At 40.0% G+C, this 20,883-nt stretch carries 16 protein-coding genes; 7 read left to right on the forward strand and 9 right to left on the reverse strand.

Features of this window, described 5'->3' with window-relative positions:
* Positions 1-1,132: 1,132 nt before the first annotated feature.
* Positions 1,133-1,528 carry an alternative ribosome rescue aminoacyl-tRNA hydrolase ArfB gene (gene arfB / locus L0B70_RS07015; RefSeq protein WP_235141117.1) on the reverse strand — a complete coding sequence of 132 codons (396 nt, stop codon included), beginning with the start codon at positions 1,526-1,528 and terminating at the stop codon, positions 1,133-1,135.
* A gap of 32 nt (positions 1,529-1,560) precedes the next feature.
* On the reverse strand, positions 1,561-2,595 hold the full coding sequence (locus tag L0B70_RS07020) for an AMP-binding protein (protein WP_235141118.1): 1,035 nt from the start codon (positions 2,593-2,595) through the stop codon (positions 1,561-1,563).
* Here L0B70_RS07020 and L0B70_RS07025 point away from each other — a divergent pair.
* On the forward strand, positions 2,575-2,730 hold the full coding sequence (locus tag L0B70_RS07025; RefSeq protein ID WP_235141119.1) for a hypothetical protein: 156 nt from the start codon (positions 2,575-2,577) through the stop codon (positions 2,728-2,730). The two genes, L0B70_RS07020 and L0B70_RS07025, sit on opposite strands and share 21 nt — an antisense overlap.
* 53 nt (positions 2,731-2,783) lie before the next feature.
* Here the strand turns inward: L0B70_RS07025 and argS are convergent, their stop codons facing one another.
* From argS to L0B70_RS07045, 4 genes are all read right to left on the reverse strand, one after another.
* Complete coding sequence (gene argS, locus L0B70_RS07030) at positions 2,784-4,544, reverse strand: arginine--tRNA ligase (protein WP_235141120.1); 1,761 nt, start codon at positions 4,542-4,544, stop codon at positions 2,784-2,786.
* Between the two features lie 81 nt (positions 4,545-4,625).
* Positions 4,626-5,123 (reverse strand): DUF4251 domain-containing protein, encoded by a 498-nt coding sequence (locus L0B70_RS07035; RefSeq protein ID WP_235141121.1) that lies wholly within the window; start codon positions 5,121-5,123, stop codon positions 4,626-4,628.
* Between the two features lie 74 nt (positions 5,124-5,197).
* A complete protein-coding gene (locus tag L0B70_RS07040; RefSeq protein ID WP_235141122.1) occupies positions 5,198-6,649 on the reverse strand; it encodes a SusD/RagB family nutrient-binding outer membrane lipoprotein in 1,452 nt (483 codons plus the stop codon).
* Between the two features lie 17 nt (positions 6,650-6,666).
* Positions 6,667-9,663: a SusC/RagA family TonB-linked outer membrane protein gene (locus L0B70_RS07045; RefSeq protein WP_235141123.1), complete on the reverse strand. Its 2,997-nt coding sequence runs from the start codon at positions 9,661-9,663 to the stop codon at positions 6,667-6,669.
* Between the two features lie 133 nt (positions 9,664-9,796).
* Here L0B70_RS07045 and L0B70_RS07050 point away from each other — a divergent pair, with 133 nt between their 5' ends.
* Positions 9,797-10,414 carry a ribonuclease HII gene (locus tag L0B70_RS07050; RefSeq protein ID WP_235141124.1) on the forward strand — a complete coding sequence of 206 codons (618 nt, stop codon included), beginning with the start codon at positions 9,797-9,799 and terminating at the stop codon, positions 10,412-10,414.
* A gap of 69 nt (positions 10,415-10,483) precedes the next feature.
* On the opposite strand, the gene yidC is transcribed toward L0B70_RS07050, so the two are convergent.
* Together yidC and L0B70_RS07060 are read right to left on the reverse strand one after the other, a co-directional pair.
* A complete protein-coding gene (gene yidC, locus L0B70_RS07055) occupies positions 10,484-12,298 on the reverse strand; it encodes a membrane protein insertase YidC (protein WP_235141125.1) in 1,815 nt (604 codons plus the stop codon).
* Positions 12,299-12,454: 156 nt separating this feature from the next.
* Positions 12,455-14,062: a CTP synthase gene (locus L0B70_RS07060; protein WP_235141126.1), complete on the reverse strand. Its 1,608-nt coding sequence runs from the start codon at positions 14,060-14,062 to the stop codon at positions 12,455-12,457.
* A 563-nt stretch (positions 14,063-14,625) separates the two neighbouring features.
* On the opposite strand from L0B70_RS07060, the gene radA reads away from it, so the two are divergent.
* From radA to L0B70_RS07075, 3 genes are read left to right on the forward strand one after another with little or no spacing between them, the layout of a single operon-like run.
* Positions 14,626-15,972 (forward strand): DNA repair protein RadA, encoded by a 1,347-nt coding sequence (radA, locus tag L0B70_RS07065; RefSeq protein ID WP_235141127.1) that lies wholly within the window; start codon positions 14,626-14,628, stop codon positions 15,970-15,972.
* Positions 15,973-16,032: 60 nt separating this feature from the next.
* Complete coding sequence (locus L0B70_RS07070; RefSeq protein ID WP_235141128.1) at positions 16,033-16,611, forward strand: transposase; 579 nt, start codon at positions 16,033-16,035, stop codon at positions 16,609-16,611.
* 55 nt (positions 16,612-16,666) lie between these two features.
* Positions 16,667-17,248, forward strand: a complete 582-nt coding sequence (locus L0B70_RS07075) for an ACP phosphodiesterase (RefSeq protein WP_235141129.1) — start codon at positions 16,667-16,669, stop codon at positions 17,246-17,248.
* On the opposite strand, the gene L0B70_RS07080 is transcribed toward L0B70_RS07075, so the two are convergent.
* Entirely contained in the window at positions 17,235-17,735 is a 501-nt protein-coding gene (locus L0B70_RS07080) for a DUF6702 family protein (protein ID WP_235141130.1), read from the reverse strand. The genes L0B70_RS07075 and L0B70_RS07080 overlap by 14 nt on opposite strands.
* Before the next feature lie 56 nt (positions 17,736-17,791).
* Between L0B70_RS07080 and L0B70_RS07085 the strand changes: the two genes are divergently transcribed.
* On the forward strand, positions 17,792-18,373 hold the full coding sequence (locus L0B70_RS07085) for a HupE/UreJ family protein (protein WP_235141131.1): 582 nt from the start codon (positions 17,792-17,794) through the stop codon (positions 18,371-18,373).
* 79 nt (positions 18,374-18,452) lie between these two features.
* Positions 18,453-20,825 (forward strand): M1 family metallopeptidase, encoded by a 2,373-nt coding sequence (locus tag L0B70_RS07090; RefSeq protein ID WP_235141132.1) that lies wholly within the window; start codon positions 18,453-18,455, stop codon positions 20,823-20,825.
* Positions 20,826-20,883: the final 58 nt, after the last annotated feature.

The following is a 20,883-nucleotide window of genomic DNA, read 5'->3' on the forward strand; positions in this document are numbered from 1 at the left end:
TTTTTGGAGCTCGCTTCGCTCGCCCCAAAAAAGGATGCCGCTGCAATCGGGGCTATAATAGAGTATGGTTCTTCTTCGGGCAGAAAATTCAAAGCGGCGACATGCTGTGATCTTACCTAAAATTTATAGTAGCCGCAGAGCGGCGTCCTATTGGTGGCTACCGCAAATGAATATTAAAGCCGCAGAGCGGCGCACGATGGGTTGATTAAATCGACGACGAAATCAGAGTCGCAGAGCGACGACCTGTGGGTAAAAAAGAAAATTGCAGTCCAATAGCGGAGTTTTATTCCACATTGAAATTAAAAATTTGAAGAAAGCTGCAGCGCAGCGTCCTGTTATTAGAATAAATCGAGTAAAAAAATCAGAGTCGCGGAGCGACGACCTATTGGTAAAAAGGAAATGGCAGTCGAATAGCGGAGTTTTACTCCACGTTGAAATTAAGAATTTGAAGAAAGCCGCAGCGCGGCGTCCTGTTAGTAGAATAAATCGACGAGAAAATCAGAGTCGCGGAGCGACGACCTATTGGTAGAAAACAAAATTGCAGTCCAATAGCGGAGTTTTATTCCACATTTAAATTAAGAATTTGAAGAAAGCCGCAGAGCGGCGCCCTGTTGGTAGAATAAATCGAGTAAAAAATCAGAGTCGCGGAGCGACGACCTGCTGATAAAAAAGAAAATTGCATTCGAATAGCGGAGTTTTACTCCATGTTGAAATTAAGAATTTGAAGAAAGCCGCAGAGCGGCGCCCTCTTAATAGAATAAATCGAGAGGAAGTCAGAGTCGCGGAGCGACGACCTGTGGGTAAAAAAGAAAATTGCAGTCCAATAGCGGAGTTTTATTCCACGTTGAAATTCAGAATTTGAAGAAAGCCGCAGAGCGGCGCCCTGTTGGTAGAATAAATCGACGAGGAAATCAGAGTCGCGGAGCGACGACCTATCTATTTATAAAAAGAGAAAGAGCGTCGTGATGTAATGATGAGTTATTGCTAGCCAAAATAGAAAACGCTGCGGCGGAATATGGGTCGATACAATCTACGGTTAACCTTTAAATTTTTCGGCGATATTATAAATCTACTTTCGATTGTTTGCTAATTCTAACCCTGACGTTTTCGTGCTTCCGTTCTATTGGCGCAATTATTCCGTGCGAAACCGACGGTTTTCCTTTTTCTGCGACAATTCTTTTTTGGCCTTAATTCGTTTTTCGATTTTAGAACGCGAAGGTTTGGTCGGCTTTCTGGACTTCGGAATAAACAAAGCTTTTTTCACTATTTGCAGAATACGTTCCGTTGCGATCTTTTTGTTCTGTAGCTGTGTTCTGCTTTCCGAAACAGTGAGTTGCAAGATTCCGTCGCTGTTGATGCGATTTTTAAGCCTTTCGAATATCAGTTCTTTGCCTTCAATTGAAAAAGCCTCACTTTCTGCAACGTTCCACATCACGGTTACGGAAGTTTCCACCTTATTCACGTTTTGTCCGCCCGCGCCACTGCTGCGCGAGGTTTTATACGTTAATTCTTTCGTGAAATCTTTCATAATGCAGAATTCAAAAGTCTTAATTTTGAGATTTAGGATTTAGGCTCAGTCAAATTTAGCAATTCCCTCCGATTAATTTTACCATTTGGAAGTCGTGGAAATTTTGAAAGAAACAGAATTTCTTTGGGTTGATGGTTTTTAGTTGGATATTTAATTAGATCTAATTGTCTTCTTGCAAAGTCATTTTCTTCGCCTTCAATCACCATAATTAATTTTTGACCGAGCAATTCATCAACTATTCCGAAAAATACGACCTCGTTTGAAAGATCTTTTTTGACCAAACTTTCCAATTGTTCGGGATATATTTTTAATCCTGCGGAATTGATGACGTTGTCAATTCTTCCCAAAAATTTGAATTCCTTTTCGTTTTTTATTTCAACCAAATCGTTTGTCGTAAGATGGTTTGGATTTAATTGAGGTGCAAAAATTTCCAGGCAGTTGCGGCTGTCGAGGGAAATCTGTACACCGTTTAGAACTTTGAAATATCCGTCTAAATTGGGGTAAATTTCTTTTAAGGCAATGTGGGAAAGCGTTTCAGACATGCCGTAGGTTTCGTAAATCAATGTTTGAGATGTTGTGTTTTTAAGTGTTTGCTTGATTTTATTTTTTAAAGACTCAGAAACGGCGGCGCCTCCAATAATTAGATTTTTAATTAGATGAAGCTGCGCTAAAGAATTTTCGACCTGCAGCGGCGACATGGCGCAAAAATCGATGTGGTTGTTTAACTGGTCAACCGGTTGGGCAGAGGGCGTCATCACGATCAATTTCAATTTTCTTTCGACAGCTCTAACAACCATCATTTTGCCGGAAATATAATCGACAGGAAGGCAGAGTAGGGCGGTATCTCCTTCTTTTAAGTTTAATTTATCGCACGTCATTTGTGCGGATTGCAGCATGCGGTCTTTTTCGATGGCGAAAACTTTTGGTGTTCCGGTAGATCCGGAGGTCTGCACCATAACGGTGTCGGAAGCGCTAAACCAGTCTTCCAGAAACTGAAGAACTTTTTTTTCAAAATCTGTTTGAGCAGAAAGCGCGGCGGCGGAAAAATGGGCAAAATCGATCTTCATATTGATGAAATTTTTTTCTGGAGTACGCTGCGTGAGGGCGTAGGCGGAAATCCTTTTTTTGGCGGCGACGAAGGAGCCGCCAAAAAAAGATTGGGAGCCGCAGACCGGCCCGAAGTGGAAGGTGAGCGCTGTTAGGGCTCGAAGCCCTAACAGCGCTTAAGTTTGGCCACGAAGGGACACGCCCAAATCTACATTCGGTTCACCGTTTCGATCCCCAGCAGTTGTAAGCCTTTTTTAATGGTTTTTCCCGTCAGTTCCGATAATTCGAGGCGGAAATTTTTGGTATTTTCATCTTCCTGATTCAAAATTGGATTGTTTTGGTAGAAAGAGTTGTAGGATTTTACGACTTCATAAATGTAATTGGCCACCAGAGCGGGAGAAAGCGTTTCGGCAGCGCGGGATATAACCTCTTTAAAATTGGCAAGATTCATGACCAACTCTTTTTCGGACGCGTTCATTTCGTAAGCTTCGACGCTTTTTGCAGTGTATTCGGCTTTGGTGAGCAACGACTGAATTCTGGCATAAGTATATTGAATAAAAGGGCCTGTGTTGCCCGAAAAATCGATGCTTTCTGCGGGATTAAATAGCATTTTCTTTTTCGGATCTACTTTCAGCATAAAATATTTTAAAGCTCCCAAACCGACGGTTTCGTAAGATTTTTCTTTTTCGGCTTCGGATAAGGTTTCGAGTTTACCGAGTTCCTGCGCTTTCTCTTTAGCCGTCACGTACATTTCCTGCATAAGATCATCGGCATCGACGACTGTTCCTTCACGGGATTTCATTTTTCCCGCTGGAAGTTCGACCATGCCATAGGAAAGATGATAGAGATTTTCAGCCCAAGTGTACCCAAGTTTTCGAAGGATTTTAATTAAAACATCAAAATGATAATCCTGTTCGTTACCAACGGTATAAATTAATTTCTGGATATTATTTTCCTCGAAGCGTTGCACGGCTGTTCCCAAATCCTGCGTCATATACACGGAAGTTCCGTCGCCGCGCAGCAGAAGTTTGTGATCTAATCCTTCGTCACTCAGATCGCACCAAACGGAACCGTCGTCTTTCCGGTAAAGTGCGCCATTAATTAAGCCTTTTTGGATGAGATCTTTGCCGAGAAGGTAAGTGTTACTTTCATATTGAATCTGATCGAAATCGACGCCCAGTCTTTTGTATGTTTCGGAAAAGCCGGCATATACCCAGGAATTCATTTCTGCCCAAAGGTTTCTAACAGTTTCGTCTCCTTTTTCCCAGTCTAAAAGCATTTTTTGTGCTTCTTGAATGATTGGAGCCTGCTTTTTGGCGGTGTCTTCGTTGTAACCTTGAGACATCAGGTCAGCTATTTCCTTTTTATAGGTTTTATCGAAAGCTACATAATAGTTGCCAACGAGTTTGTCGCCTTTCAAGTGCGTGGATTCGGGTGTATCGTTTGTCCCGGAATTTTTCCAGGCGAGCATGGATTTGCAAATGTGGATTCCACGGTCGTTGATGATCTGGGTTTTGATGACTTTGTAACCATCTTCTTTTAGTATTTCGGCTACGGAATATCCTAAAAGGTTGTTTCTGATATGACCCAAATGCAAGGGTTTGTTCGTGTTAGGAGAGGAATACTCCACCATAACGGTTTTGTTTCTGTCTTCTTTGACGTCGAAATTTTCTTTAACAGCGTTCAAATTATCCAAAAAGAAATTATTGCTAATGGTTAAATTAAGAAATCCTTTTACGACTTTATATTTTTCCACAAAATCTGCCTGTGTGATCAGGGCGTCGCCCAGTTCCACGGCAATTAAGTCCGGACTTTTTTTGAGGATCTTGACCAAGGGAAAAGTAACGATTGTAAAGTCGCCTTCGAATTCCGTTTTATTTTGCTGAACGTCCATTTTCACAGGCTCGACCTGGTAGAGGCTCCGAATAATTTCCGCTACTTTATTTTCAATTATATTTTTAATATTCATGGTTTAAATTTGAGTTACAAATATACGGAAATAAAAAAACCACTCCGGAGAGTGGTTGTAGAATATGAATGAATCTTTTGATTAACGTTGCAAATATCCAACATAATAAAGAGGTTGTAAATTTGATCCCTCTACCGAACAGTCAATTTTACCATCCTTACCAATTTCCATCTTGACCACTTTAATGTCTTTGTGATCGTTTAGGAAAAAATTAACTAAGATGTTACCATTGCTCAATTCTTTTCGTGCCACAGTAAAATCTTCAGAAACTTTGTTTAAAGAATAGTTGTTTGTTTTGGTTTCATTATCATTGGAAGGAAGATTAATTACTAATTTATCATGAGTAACCTGAATACCTATCGCCTCATCTGGCACTTGCGGAATGTTAGTTGAAGCTATTCTACCTGTTCCGAGTGGAGCAGAATAGCTGGTGTTATTATCGTACTCCTTAGCAACAAATGAAAAATTATTACTATAGACTTTTGCTTTCACTTCGTCTGGAGAAAGTTTAGAAGACACGCAAGACGTCATCAAGATAGCAACAACAATAACGCTGAGTAATTTTAATTGATTTTTCATAGCAAGAATTTTATTGAGATGTTATAGTTAAAAAAACCACTCCGAAGAGTGGTCAATATTGATTCATTCTGTTTTTAGAATTTATCCCAGAATACTTTCGTTGTGTATTTGTCGCCTCCTATTGCAGTGGCGGCAGCAGTAACGTTAGTACCATTTGTACTGTACTCATTATTAGAATATGTGATTCTATAAACTAATCCAGTTGCACCTGCAGGAGCTGTTAACTGTGGATAGTCTAATCTTCTAAAGAAATACCATGCTTGCAAACCTTTGTTATTCATTGCAAACCAAGCTTGATTTCCAATCGACTGTTTCCAGTTTGCTGCGTTGTAAGGATTTGCGGCTAAGTAAACTGCAGCATCAGCTGGATCTACACCCCACTGATTCATTGAAGCATTAACTGCTTCGTTATACAAATTTTCAGCACTATCACCAACCGTAAATCCTTTTGCAGCAGCTTCCGCTAACATGAATTTAACTTCAACTGATTCCAATAGGTATCCAGGATAATCAGGTTCTTTAATGGTATCAGTGACATGTGAAAAGTTGGCATAAGACGCCAAGTTTCCATAAGGTCCTCCTACAAATGTACCATCTGCTAGAGGAGTGAAATATTTGGGAATCCGCGGGTCGGACTTTGCTTTCATCGCGTTAAGATAAACATCAGATGGAATAAAATCATTTCTTCCACTTTGTACTAGATTTTGGAAAATAGGGTTAGAAACCAGTCCATCAACATAAGGGAATGCGAAATCGTCGGCAGGATCAGTAATGACTCCGGCGGCTACTGCGCTTTCTACTAATGTTTTAGCTTTAGCAGGATCTACATCACTGAGATTAAGTCCCATTCGTAATTTCAAAGAATTGACAACCTTAATCCAGTTGGACATGTTGCCGTTGTAAAACGCATCGTTATCATAACCATCAACAGTTGGATCAATAGTGAGTAAAACTGCGTTAAGTCTAGCTGTGAGATCATTGTAGATTGTGGCTGCATCATCATATTTTGGCTGCAAAACGGTAGAGCCTGCTTCATTCTGTAATGCTTCTGAATAGGGAACATTACCAAAACTATCAACCAAATTTACCCACGCGTAGATGGACAGAATTTCGATTATAGCTTGTTTATTAGCTTTTGTTTTTGCCTGATCTCCCGTAGAAAGGGTGGCACTTTCGGCTTCACTACTTAAAAACTGGCTTGCCGTTTTTAACGGACCCAGTACATCTCTGTACATAGTGTTAAAGTGATTCTGAGGCTGATTTCTAGTGATGAAGTTATAATTCGTTTCATCGATATACTGCGTTTCAGTCCACTGTTGTGTAAAAAATCTAGAGATATTTAAATTTACACTCGGAGTGACCCAATAATCAGCCAAATATCTTTCAGAAGTAACCACCAAATTTTTTGATGGAACGACCTCCGGATGTTTGGGGTCAACATTGAGTTGCGAGATATCTCTCTCACATGAGGTTAATACACTGGCTGTAAGAAATATCGAACCAGCTATATATAATAATTTTTTCATTTTATAATTTTATAATGTTAGAATTTTACTGTTACATTAAATCCAAAATCTCGTGTAGTTGGCAAAATACCTATTGAGTTTCCTCTGGATCTAAGTCCGCCACCGACACCAGCTTCAGGGTCAACATATGGCGTATTTTTATCAATAATCCATAAGTTTCTTCCAACTAATGATACGGTAACATCTTTTATCGTTGAGCCAGTCATAATGCTCTTAGGTAATGTATAGGATATGCTAGCCTCTCTCAATTTAACGTAACCTGCATCATAAACAAATTCGCTATTAGGGGCATTGTTATATCCATTTGGCTGATAAGAATAATAATTTCCTGCCGTTCTAACTCTTGTGCCGTTAGCTCTGATGCCACCTAAAGGAGTTACATTTGGGTTTCCATCTGCATACACTCCAGGTAATATAACGTTCAATGGATCACGATATTGTATATCTGCAGTATTTGCATATAGACCACCTGACTGACCATATAATAAATCGGTCGAGAATGTGTCACCACCTTTCTGTACGTCAATTAAGAAACTCATACTGATGCCTTTATAAGAAAAAGTATTTCTAACACCTCCCGTCCAGTCTGGTGTAACATTTCCAATGACTTTTTTATCGGATTTAGCCCAAAGTCCACCTCCAAGACCGGCAGCGTTAGGTGCGGTAACAACTCTTTGGCCATCAACGTACACGTAATCAGTACCGTACAATGCTCCAAAAGCTTCGCCAACAGCCGCAACTAATTGCACACCACCTTGATAACTTCCAAGGAGGTAATTATCGACACCATTTTCTAACTCAACCACAGTATTTTCATTTTTAGCCCAATTGGCAGAAATGTCCCAAGAAAAATTCTGTGATTTAAAAGGAGTCGCGTTTAATGACACCTCAATACCTTTATTATCAATTCTACCAGCATTAAAGACAGTCGCTGAAAACCCAGTTGCCACTGAAACAGGAAGGTTAATAATTTGGTTAGTTGTTTTAGACTGGTATACAGTTACATCGAATCCAAGTCTTCTTTTAAAGAACTGCATCTCCATACCTAATTCTACCTCTTTTGATCTTTCAGGTTTTAATTCAGCATTTGCTCTTGTATTAGCGGTGTCAAATAGGACCGTTCCGTTATAACCTCCTAAATTGGAGTACGTGTTTTTTAGTTGATAAGCACCAGCTGATCCACCTACAACTGCGTAATTTCCTCTAATTTTCCAAAAACTTAACCAATCTTGCTTAATTAAAGAAGATAGAACAACAGATCCTGCGATAGAACCATAGTCGTAAGAGTTGGTTTCTTTTGGAAGGGTAGAAGATTTGTCAACTCTATAAGATCCATCAATGAAATAAGTATCCATAAATCCTAAAGTTGCCGTACCGTAAACACCAGAGGTTGAAATTGTAGAAAGATTTTCATCAACTGCTAAAATAGGTGCTGCAGAATTTCCAATTGCGAATAATCCTGGGACTGTTAACCCACCCTCAGTAGAAACATAATCACTTTCGTTTCTATTTCGTCTAGTATTAGCTCCTACCAAACCGGATAGTTCTAGATTATCGGTAAGATCATAGTTATACGTAGCTGTTACATCAAAATTTATTTCGTTGTTTTTGATGTTTTGCTTCGAGTATCCAGAGGTAACCGCTTGGTTAGATGCACCAAAATTTTGTGGAACACTTCCCTCAGCAACTCTTTGCTCTAAAAGCAAATTAATTGCATCATAAGACAATTTAGCACCAGCAGTAATGTTTTTGTTGAATTTATAGTTTAAACCTGCAGTACTGAACGTTCTTGTTCTCTTATCAGAATTATAACTCTCATAACGTTGGTAATAAGGGTTATTCCAGTAAGCTGGGGACGCATCATCCGGACTGTTTCTATTCCAACTAATATTTTGACCAGATTTCATATAAGCGCTCCGCAGGGCATTTATGTCACTGTCAACATTCCACCATTGTCTAAAATTGGACATGATGTTATCTGAATATCCAGTTTCGTTTCTTCCTTTTGTATCCTGTAATGTTAAGGAAGAATAAATGTCCGCAGATAATTTATCCGTAAAGTCAAAATTGAATTTTGTAGAGAGAGTATTTTTTCTCAAATCGGAATTAGGTAGAATTCCACCTTGCAATTGGTTCGTATAATTTAACAAAAAGTTGGACTTATCACCCGCCTTTTGCATCGATATGGAATTCGTGTAATTTGATGCAGTTTCGAAGAAGTCCACGGGCGTGCTGCTAGCAGCCTGATAAGGTCTCTTCTTGCCATAATTTACAGAATTCGGATCAAAGGAATCCCAAAAGAAAATAGGATGTCCATCATATTTTGGACCCAGTGATGCATCATCATTATAGTTAGTGTACTCGTCACCAAATGTGAATTCTGGTGCATAACCACCACCGTAAGATGACTGATAAGTTGGGAACGTGGATTTATCAATAACGCCAAAGTTAGCGCTAGTTGATAATGTTACTCCCCATTCCTTTTCATTTCTCCCTTTTCCAGTTTTAGTTGTAATAACAATAACACCGTTCAGACCTCTTTCACCGTAGAGTGCAGAGGCAGCAGCACCCTTCAGTACGTTGATAGACTCGATATCTTGCTGATTGATATCTGACAGAAAGTTTCCATAATCCAAGAACCCGGAAAGCGAACTGTTACTCACAGGCGAACCATCAATAACAATTAGTGGACCCCCACCTTTAAGTGATTTGTAACCTCTAATCACCAAGTTGGAAGATCCACCAAAGTTATTATTAGTATTCACCTGCAATCCAGCTACCTTACCAGATAACTGAGAAGCGATGTTCCCAGTATTGGTGGTGCCTTTGTTTAGATCTTCTGCACTGACCTGCTGTGTAGAATACGTTAGAGATTTTTTCTCTCTTTTAATACCCAAGGCAGTTACTACAACGCCTTCAATATTCTGCGTTCTCGCGGTGTCTACCTGTGCATTTACCAAAGCAAATGACGAAGTTAAAACTACTGCTAAAACGCTTGTTGTTAGTTTCTTCATATCAAATTAAATTTTTCATTGTCACAAAAGTGCAAAACTTTCTTAATATGACCAAATATTTTGTTAAATAATTCTTAATAAATTTGTAGTGTTAAATTAATCGCAAAATCACTTGCCAAAATATTTTTGAGAAATGGATTTACTTAAGAAGGTTTCAAGCCAATACGTTGAGGCCGGATGTGACGAAGTGGGACGAGGCTGTTTATGCGGGCCCGTGGTAGCCGCGGCCGTAATTCTCGATGAAAATTTTAACCAAAATTTGGTTAACGACTCCAAGAAATTAACATTTAAAACAAGACTTTACCTTGATGATTATATTAAAGATAATGTAATTGAATTTGCAATCGCCGAAATCCCGCCCGTGCATATCGATGAGCATAATATTTTAAATGCCAGCATCCACGCCATGCATTTGGCGCTCGACCAACTGAAAGTAAGACCAGAACTGCTTTTAATCGACGGAAATAGATTTCACCCGTATCAGTTTATTCCGCATCAGTGTATTGTAAAAGGTGACACGAAGATTCTTTCAATCGCCTGTGCATCAATTCTCGCGAAAAATTATAGAGATCAGTTAATGATTAAACTTCATGAAGAGTTCCCTGAATATGGTTGGAACACCAATATGGGATACGCTACAAAACATCATCGCGACGCCTTAAATGCCTACGGACCCACGGTTCACCACAGGCAATCCTTTCGGCTGGACTATTCCTGTTTTGAGGAGGAAGTTGGATTATCCGACCTTTAGAGTATCTTTATTCAAGAAAAAAACGGAAGAGGTTATCTTCCGTTTTTTTTTAATCCTTATTATAAGATGTTATTTTTTCTTTGGCGGCTGGTTTTGCTGAACTTTTTGTTGTTCCTGGGCTTTTTCCATCATCTCGCGCATTCTTTTCTGGAATTTTCCTTCGGGTTTTGGACCCTTCTCTTTGTTTACCTGAATTTGTGCGTGAATTTTTTTCTCATCCAGAATCCAGTATTTAATAACGAGGATTATTAGGATGTTAATGGCATTCGACACAAAATAGTACCAGGAAAGTCCGGACGCTGACGTGTTCAAAAAGAATAAGAACGTAATCGGAAAGATGTACATCAACACTTTCATGTTCGGCATTCCTTCCTGCGTTGGTTGCTGCATATTTCCAGCGGTCATGATCGTATAAATTAAAATCACAACTGTACAGGCGATCGCAAAAATACTTAAGTGATCCTGTAAAAACGGAATGTGGAAGGGTAATTTTATCACATCATCATAAGCCGTTAAATCTTTTGCAAACCAAAAACTCTTGCCGCGAAGATCAATCATATTCGGGAAGAAGCGGAATAATGCATAGAAAATCGGCACCTGAATGAGTCCGGGCAAACAACCCGCCATCTGGTTAACACCGGCTTTCCGGTAAACAGCCATGGTTTCCTGCTGTTTTTTCATGGCATCTGCGCCTTTGTATTTTTCGTTTACGGCATCAATTTCCGGGCGAATTACCTTCATCATCGCACTCAATTTATGCTGCTTGAACATTACCGGCGATAAAATAATTTTCACGATAATCGTCATCAAAAAGATTACCCATCCTGCAGCCAGTCCCCAGCTGGAGATCAAATTATACATGGGGATGAAAAACCAACGGTTCAAAGTTCCAATGAACGACCATCCTAAAGGAAGCAATTCATCGAAGTTTTTATCGTAAGATTTTAATAATGGCAGATCCAATGGCATGAAATACCATTTAAAGTCTTCGTTTAATTCATTATTAACCAGGTCGATTTGTCCATTGAAATTGAATTTTTTCAAAAATTCGCCTTCTTCTACCGTATCCTGAGAGCCGTGCGAGTTTTTAAATCCTCTTTGCGGCTCGATAACGGCAGAGAAAAACTGCTGTTTTACGGCCAGCCAGTTCAACGTTTCCTCCGGCTCATCCATGCTTGTTCTGCCATCGTAGTCAAAGCTTTTGTAATTTTCGAAAGCATAATTAAATTCGGTGTGGGTTTGTTCCTGCGAACGTCCTTTTTCCATGCCGCGAACGTTGTAATCCCAAATAAAATCGGCTTTCTGATCGGAAACCAACTGACCTAATTCTTGTGTTTTTACGTTAAAATCAACAGTATATTTGTTAAGTAAAGTATAAATAAACTGAATAACAGCACCGTTTACGGAAGCCTGCATGGTGATGGAGTTGCCAGCTTGCGTAGGGCTGAAAACCAAATCTTTCGTGTTAAAAGTTTTACCTGTTTTATCTTTAAACTGAAATCCGTAAGTCGAATTGTTCTTATCGAAAATTAAAAGCTTTTTATCGTTTACATCGTTGCTTTTGTTATAAGCTTTATATTCATTCAGTTGCACCGTCGAAATTTGGCCTCCTAAAGTAGAAATTCCTATTGTAAGTTCTTTGTTTTTCAACTCCACCTGTTGAATGGAAGCGGTCTTCACGCTGTCGTTCAAATTTGTCGCAATAGCAGGTTTAGTGGTGGGTGCGGGCGCAGTCTGGGTAATTTTGCCGTTATTTTCAGCGTCTTTCAGTTGCTGATCCTTGGCCTGCTTGTTCTGAAAGTAAAACATGGCTCCGATAAGAATCATTGAAAACAGGGCGAAACTTATAAGTTGGTTTTTATCTAAACCGTTATTTTGCTGCATCTTTTTTTATTTGAAATGTAAGGTCCGAAAAGCTAATTTATTACCTCGTAATTTTAGGTGGCAAAAATACTGAAATTTTTGGCAATGAAGAATTTTTTGGAAGTTCATTTAAAAACAAAGGAGATAAAAAACATTTTGTCTTTTATCTCCCTCTCTTTATTTTTTCGTCGAAGCTTTAATTAAAGCTTTAAACAAAGGATGCGGGGAGGCCACCGTGCTTTTGTATTCCGGATGATACTGAACTCCAATATAGAAAGGGTGGTCTTTTAGTTCGAGTGTTTCTACAAGATCGGTTTCGGGATTGAAACCGGTTGGAACAAGGCCGTTTTTTTCAAAATCTTCTCTGAATTCCGAATTGAATTCATACCGATGGCGGTGTCTCTCCGAAATATTTTTTGTTCCGTAGATTTCGTTTAATGCCGAGCCGGTCTTCAACGAACATTTCCACGCACCCAAACGCATTGTGCCACCCTTATCGACGACATTTTTCTGATCTTCCATTAATGAGATCACCGGTTCCGGCGTCGATGTATCGAATTCCATGGAATTGGCTTTTTTATAACCCAAAACATTTCTTGCGAATTCAATCGTCATAATCTGCATTCCCAGACAAATTCCGAGGAGTGGAATATTGTTTTCGCGCGCATATTTTGCAGCTGCAATTTTGCCTTCAATTCCGCGATCGCCAAACCCCGGTGCGATGAGCATTCCGTCGATGCCGGCAAAAGTTTCTTCAATATTTCTTTCCTCCAAATCGCCACTGTAAACCCACCGGACTTTCACTTCTGTTTCTAAATCTGCTCCGGCGTGGATAAATGCTTCGGCGATCGATTTGTAGGAATCCTGCAGGGAGACATATTTACCAACCAGCGCGATTTCAACTTTTCGTTTCGGATTTTTATATTTTTTGAGAAAGGTTTTCCAGTCTTTTAAATCCGCCTGTTTGTCGGATTTCAGATTGAGTTCCTTTAAAACCACATCATCAAAATCCTGTTTTTGAAGGTAAAGCGGAACTTCGTAAATGGTTTCCAGATCTTTACATTCAATCACATTTTCGAGTGCGACGTTACAAAACTGCGCTAATTTGTTGCGTTGTTCTTTCGGAATATTGTGTTCGGTTCTGCAGACGAGGACATCCGCCTGAATTCCGGACTCCATCAACTGGCGCACGGAATGTTGCGAAGGTTTTGTTTTTAATTCACCGCTGGACGCCAGATATGGCAATAAAGTAAGGTGAATTACCGTGGAATTATGTTCGCCCAATTCCCATTTCAATTGTCGCACACTTTCTATATAAGGAAGCGATTCGATATCGCCCACGGTTCCGCCGATTTCGGTGATGATGATGTCGTAATTCTGTTTTGCCAATATCTTAATGCGGCGTTTGATTTCGTTGGTGATATGTGGAATCACCTGCACGGTTTTTCCGAGAAATTCGCCTTTTCTTTCTTTTTCGATAACGGTCTGGTAAATTTTACCCGTCGTTACATTGTTATTTTGGGAGGTTTTCGAGTCCAGAAATCTTTCGTAATGTCCCAGGTCCAAATCGGTTTCTGCACCGTCTTCCGTTACGTAACATTCGCCGTGTTCATAGGGATTTAGCGTTCCCGGGTCGATATTGATGTACGGATCAAGTTTTTGGATGGTGACATTGAAACCTCTCGATTTTAGCAGTAAGCCAAGTGAAGCCGAGACAATTCCTTTGCCTAAAGAGGAAGTTACACCGCCGGTGACGAAGATGAATTTCGTGTTCTTTTTACTCATTAGTTTAGGTTTGCGCAAAGTTAGGTGAATTAAAAAGACAGGGCAAATAAAGGCGGAGTAAAATTTATTAGGAGCCGGGAACCTGCTTTCCGCTATATCTTTTGCGCCACTGCGTTCTGCAAAAGGATGCCGCTGCAATCAGGGCTGGAATTTTCGTGTAAAAATTATGGCAGAAAAAAATGTTCATCTCAGCAATTTTTGCCGGGCTTCTTTTAAAAAAATCAAAGTTTGGTAATAATAAAAATGGTGACGATGAATCTGTCGAAAAGTATATTGTAAAGTTGGCAGAATTAAATTTGTCAGCCTTCAAAACCCGGATAACATTTTACGAAAGACCTGATTTTAAAAGTGGTCATCTTTTCGAACAAAAAACTGTTTTTATTCTAGCCGCGATGGGAGTGGCATCCTTTTTCTTTTGCAAAAAAGAAAAAGATAAAACGGACAGCGCGACCCACCTTTGGAAAAACGAAAATTTATCTGCTCCTCAATCTTCGTAATTTTGCTCGTGTTCGCCTTCTTTCCTAAATGACCGATTATCGAAAAAAAATTCAGAAATTCGCGTCATGGCAAAAGTGAAAACGGCATATTTCTGTCAGAATTGCGGATCGCAGTATCCACAGTGGCTTGGGCAGTGCAAAAATTGTGGGGAATGGAATACTTTGGTGGAAGAAATTGTAGAGAAATCGCCCGCGAAAAGTTATATCGATAAATCGAAGCAGCACATTATCAACATTATAGAAGTTGAAACCAATGAAGAGCAGCGCATTACCACGCCATCCGAGGAGTTGAACCGTGTGCTTGGCGGCGGAATTGTTTTAGGCTCCGTCACGCTTATCGGTGGCGAACCCGGCATAGGAAAATCCACGTTATTGCTGCAGCTCGCCTTGAAAATGAAGAAAACCATTCTCTATGTTTCGGGCGAGGAAAGCGCGTCTCAAATTAAGATGCGTGCAGACCGGCTGACCGAGGTTCAAAATCCGAACTGCTTTTTGTTTACGGAAACTTCGGTAGAAAAAATTCTGCACGAAGCGAAGAAATTGAAGCCGGATTTCATGATCATCGACTCCATTCAAACGTTGCAGAGTCAGCTCATCGAAAGTTCGCCCGGAACCGTTTCCCAAATCCGCGAAACGTCCAATGAGATCATAAAATTTTCCAAGGAAACCAATACACCGACTTTTTTAGTTGGACACATTACAAAAGACGGCCAAATCGCCGGTCCAAAGGTTTTGGAACATATGGTAGATGTCGTTTTGAATTTTGATGGCGACCGGAATCATTTGTTCCGCCTGTTGCGAGCGAGCAAGAACCGCTTCGGTTCCACAGCGGAAATCGGCATTTACGAGATGGTTTCGCAGGGCTTGAAAGAGATCAAAAATCCATCGGAAATTTTGATTACGAAAAAATTTGAGGAACTTTCCGGGAATTCCGTGGCCGTAACGTTAGAAGGAAACCGACCCATGCTCATCGAAATTCAGGCACTTGTAAGTTCTGCGGTCTACGGAACGCCGCAAAGAAGCTGCACAGGTTTCGATTCCAAAAGACTCAATATGCTTTTGGCGGTTTTAGAAAAGAGAGCCGGCTTTCAATTGGGTGCAAAGGATGTTTTTCTGAATATCACCGGCGGAATAAAAACCGGGGATCCGGCTTTGGATCTGGCTGTTGTCGCGTCGATCCTTTCTTCCAACGAAGATATTGCCATCTCCGAACATTTTTGTTTCGCCGGCGAAATTGGTTTGAGCGGCGAAATCCGTCCTATTCCACAAATCGAACAACGAATTTCCGAAGCGGAAAAGTTGGGTTATGAGAAGATTTTTGTATCTAACCTTAATAAGATTTCCAAAAAGAAATTTGGAATTATTGTGGAGGAAGTGAGCAAAATTGAGGATTTTCACGAACGGCTGTTTTGAAATTTGAATACGAAAGAGCGCTGTTAGAGCTTCAAGCTCTAACAGCGCTTATCCTAAGTAATGAAAAAAGATATTTTTCCCTTAGAACCAGACCATTTCTATCACATTTATAACAGAGGGATAAATGGCGGGAAACTATTTTTCAATCATCAGAACTACCTTTATTTTTTAAAACTTATTTCGGAAAAAGTACAGCCTATTGCGCAAATTTATAGCTATTGTTTATTGCCGAACCATTTTCATATTTTGGTTAGAATAAGAAGCGAGTCTGTAGTTAGAGAAAACTTTCCGGAGAAAAAAGATTTGATAATTGAAGCAATTATCAGTCAGCAATTTTCAAATACTTTTAACAGTTATTCTCAAGCCATTAATAAACATTTTGCGAGAACGGGAAAACTTTTTGAACTGCCTTTTCGCAGAAAAGAAATTGCTTCTGAACAACGCCTTATAAATACCATTTTGTATATTAACAGCAATCCTGCGAAGCATAAAATAACAGTTGATTTTTTAAGCTATCCATACTCGTCTGTGAATGATATAAGAGAAGGAACAAACATTTTTGTTGAAAGTGGAGAGGTTATTTCACTTTTTAATGATAAAGAAAATTTTAAAGATGCTTTGATAAATTATCAAGTCTAAAACGATAAGCGCTGTTAGAGCTTAAAGCTCTAACAGCGCTGTCCAAATATAATAAATGAATTACCTCGCCCATTCCTTCCTCACTTTTACCGACGAGCAGATCGTCGGTCAGTTTTTGGAAGATGTTATTCCGAACCGCGACCGGTTTTCTTTTTCGACAAAAATCCAGGAAGGCATTACCTTACACCGCGAGATTGATACATTTACCGATGCTCATCCGGCTTTGCGCGAAGCTAAAAAGATCTTCAGTCCGCTTGTAAGATTGTATTCCGGTGCGTTTGTAGACGTTTCGATGGATTATTTTTTGGCGAATTCTTTAGCTGAGAGAGATTTAAAAACACATGCAGAAAGGGTTTATCAGGTTTTACGGAAACACGAGCAACTGCTGCCGGAGCGCCTGATCAGAATGGTGAACGGCATGGAAAAAGACAACTGGCTGTACAATTATAAAGAAGATTGGGGCATTAAATATTCCATGCAGAATGTCCTGAACAAAGCAAAATATCTGGATAAAAACTTAGCGGTCTTTGAAGTTTTTCTCAACAACAAAGCGCAACTTCAGCAGCATTTCGACGTGTTTTTCCCGGAACTTTTAGCGCATGCCAAAATCGTGAATTCCAGTTTTAAAACATTTTAAACAGGTACCGGTTTGGATAATTGAGTCTGTCGCTCTGCCTCTTCCCATCGACGATGATGTGGATAATATTCATTTGATCATCGAAATAATTGTAGAGAAAACTCACAGCAGTTTCTACTTTTTTTGGCGTATTTGAAGGGTCCGATTCCAAAAAGATATTTACGGATTCGCTGTCTTCTTCGAAACCGAGGTAGTTGATTTTAAGCTGCTGGTTGTCCGCTTTCAGTTTCAAATATTCTCCGCAATATTTCTTTAAATAATCGTTGATTTGCTGCTTGTACCTAATGTCGTTGAAATGAACGGCTTTCCCGTATTTTTCTTTTAAAGCATTTTCCAAATCATCCAAAAAGAACTTTCCTGTAATCTGAAAGGTCTTCGATTTTACATTGTAGTTAAATTCAACAGAACCAACATGATAGGGATGTAGATTTTTTGCTGGCGACAGGCTGAAAAGAAAAAGAGTAAAAGCGAGCAGAAGTTTTTGCATGCGTCAAAATTAAAAATAAAATTTGTATTATCGTGCTTGAAAAATTTTAAGGAACAATGCAGGATTTTATTTTTTATTTGAAACTTGGGTGGGAACATATTATATCTCTAGACGCGTTGGATCACCAACTTTTCGTCCTCGTCCTGGTAGCGGCATATACGTATTACGACTGGCGAAAGATTTTGGTCTTGGTTACCGCCTTTACCATTGGGCATTCAATTACATTGGCGTTGAGCGTTTTAGATGTTTTCCGAATCTCCGGCGACTGGGTAGAATTTTTAATTCCTTTAACTATTTTGATTACGGCTGCAGATAATATTCTCATGCGCAACAAACCCCAAAATCTAATGCAATTGAACTATTATCTCGCGCTGCTTTTCGGTCTTATTCACGGGATGGGTTTTGCAAATACAGCGCGGCTGACGATCGCGACCGAAGAGAATATTTTTTTTCCGCTCCTGGGTTTTAACGTGGGATTAGAGATCGGGCAGGTTGCGGTGGTCTTACTTATTTTGCTGATCGAGTTTTTGCTTATTAAATTTTTCCGTTTAAAAAAGCTGCACTGGATGGTTATTGCTTCTTCTGTTACCTTACTAATTTCTCTTAAACTTTGCCTCGAACGGTTGCCTTTTTTCTAAAAAACCGAGAGACAAAAGTCTTTTTCTCTAAAATAAACTCTATTTTTACTTAAATTTTTAATATACAAAATCTTTGAATATGAAATTCAAAAGTTTGGTCTTCCTGCTTGCTCTTCCTTTGGGATTTGCAGCACAAAATATTCAAAATAATCCCGCGAGCAATCATGGGAATAAGTTTGAGCAACTTGGAACAATTTTGCCCACGCCAAATTATTACAGAACCGCCTCCGGCGCGCCAGGCCAGGGATATTGGCAAAACCGTGCAGATTACGATATTACCGCTTATCTGGATGAAGATAAAAGAAATCTTCGTGCATCCGAAACGGTTACGTATTACAACAATTCGCCCGACGATTTAGATTATTTATGGCTGCAGCTCGATGAAAACGAACAGTCTACCGTAAAAAACGCCGGCTACGACGAAAGTTCATCCTTGCCGAAAATGGTCAGTTCCGACCGTTTGAAATCGAGTGATCTTCCTCAAAAAGATAACGGCTACGGCGTTAATTTAGAAAAAGTAACAGATGCGTCGGGAACGCCGTTAAAATATGTGGTCAATAAAACAATGATGCGCATCGATCTTCCAAAATTGTTGAAGAAAGGCGAGAAAATCACCTTCAAAATCGACTGGAACTACAATATTCCGAACCGCATCGCCATGGGCGGAAGAGGCGGCTATGAGAATTTTCCGGAAGATGGCAACGATCTTTACACCATTACGCAGTGGTTTCCCAGAATGTGCGTGTACAGTGATTTTAAAGGCTGGCAAAATAACCAGTTTACGGGAAGAGGCGAATTCGCCCTGGTTTTCGGCAACTATAAAGTATCAATGAATGTTCCCGCAGACCATATTGTCGCCGGAACGGGAGTCGCTAAAAATTACGATCAGGTGTTATCCAAAGCACAACTCACACGTTGGAAACAGGCTCAAAACTCCAGCGAGCCTATAGAAATTGTTACGTTAGAAGAAGCAAAAAAAGCGGAGAAAACACATTCAAAAGAAAGAAAAATCTGGAAGTTCGAGGCCAACGACGTCAGAGATTTCGCCTGGACATCCTCGCGGAAATTTATTTGGGACGGCATGAAAGTCACCATTCCGGAAAATAAGAATGAGGTAATGGCGATGAGTCTCTACCCAAAAGAAGCTTATAATTTATACCGTAAATTTTCGACGAAAGCCGTCGCGCATACCATCAAAACGTATTCTGAATTTACCATTCCGTATCCTTATCCTGTTGCGCAGTCAATCGAGGCGGCCAATGGCATGGAATATCCTATGATTTGCTTTAATTATGGGCGGACCGAAAAAGACGGCACCTATTCCGAAGGAATTAAAAACGGCATGCTCGGCGTCATTATTCACGAGGTGGGGCATAACTTTTTTCCGATGATTGTGAACTCCGATGAAAGACAATGGTCCTGGATGGACGAAGGTTTAAATACTTTTGTTGAATATTTGACGGAACAAAAATGGGACAGTAATTTTCCGTCCCGTCGTGGTCCTGCGTACGAAATCGTGGATTACATGAAGCTGCCAAAAGACCAACTGGAACCAATCATGACGAATTCCGAAAACATCAATCAGTTCGGGCCAAATGCTTACTCTAAGCCTGCCACGGGCTTGAACATCCTTCGCGAAACCATTATGGGCAGAGAACTTTTCGACAAAGCCTTTAAAACCTACGCGAAAAGATGGGCTTTTAAACATCCGGAACCCGCAGATTTTTTCCGCACGATGAACGATGCAAGTGCCGAAAACCTCGATTGGTTTTGGCGCGGTTGGTTTTATGGAATTGATGCCGTGGATATTTCCATCGATAAAGTAACAGTAGCTTCGCCGGATTTGGACGCTGTTCCAAAAGAAAAAGAACAAACTTATACGGTTGACAAGCCATTACTCAGTGAGTTCGAGGATATTTCCAAGGTCAGAAATAAAGCCGATAAAAACATCTCTTTTTATGTCGATACTGATAAGGATGCACAGGACTTCTACTGGCGATATGATCGCGGAATGGAAAAAGTGGATCAGACGAAAAATTATACATTGAAAAATGATAATTTGGAAAAAGTTCCTGCCACCGAAAAAGCCAGTTTAAAAAATATCAATGCCTACCATATCGATTTCAGTAACAAAGGCGGTTTGGTGATGCCCATTATTCTTGAGTTTACGTTTGAAGACGGCAGCAAACTGACCGACAAATCATCCGCGCAAATCTGGAGAAAAAATGAGAAAAAAGTTTCTAAAACTTACTATTTTTCAAAAAAACTGAAATCTGTTCAACTCGATCCTATGCGCGAAACGGCGGACATCGATACTTCCAACAATTACTGGGGTGATGTGCCTGCGCCAACTTCGAAATTCGAAGTATTCAAAATGAAAAATCAGGATGCTGCACGAGGCGCCGCGCAGGGTAAAATAAATCCTATGCAGGCCGCCGGCAAAAAGAACTAAAAGTACTGACCAATTCAAAATAAAAGAGCTGTTTCACCGGATGGAACAGCTCTTTTAT

Origin of the sequence: Kaistella sp. 97-N-M2 (genome assembly GCF_021513235.1) — a bacterium.
Taxonomy (GTDB): domain Bacteria; phylum Bacteroidota; class Bacteroidia; order Flavobacteriales; family Weeksellaceae; genus Kaistella.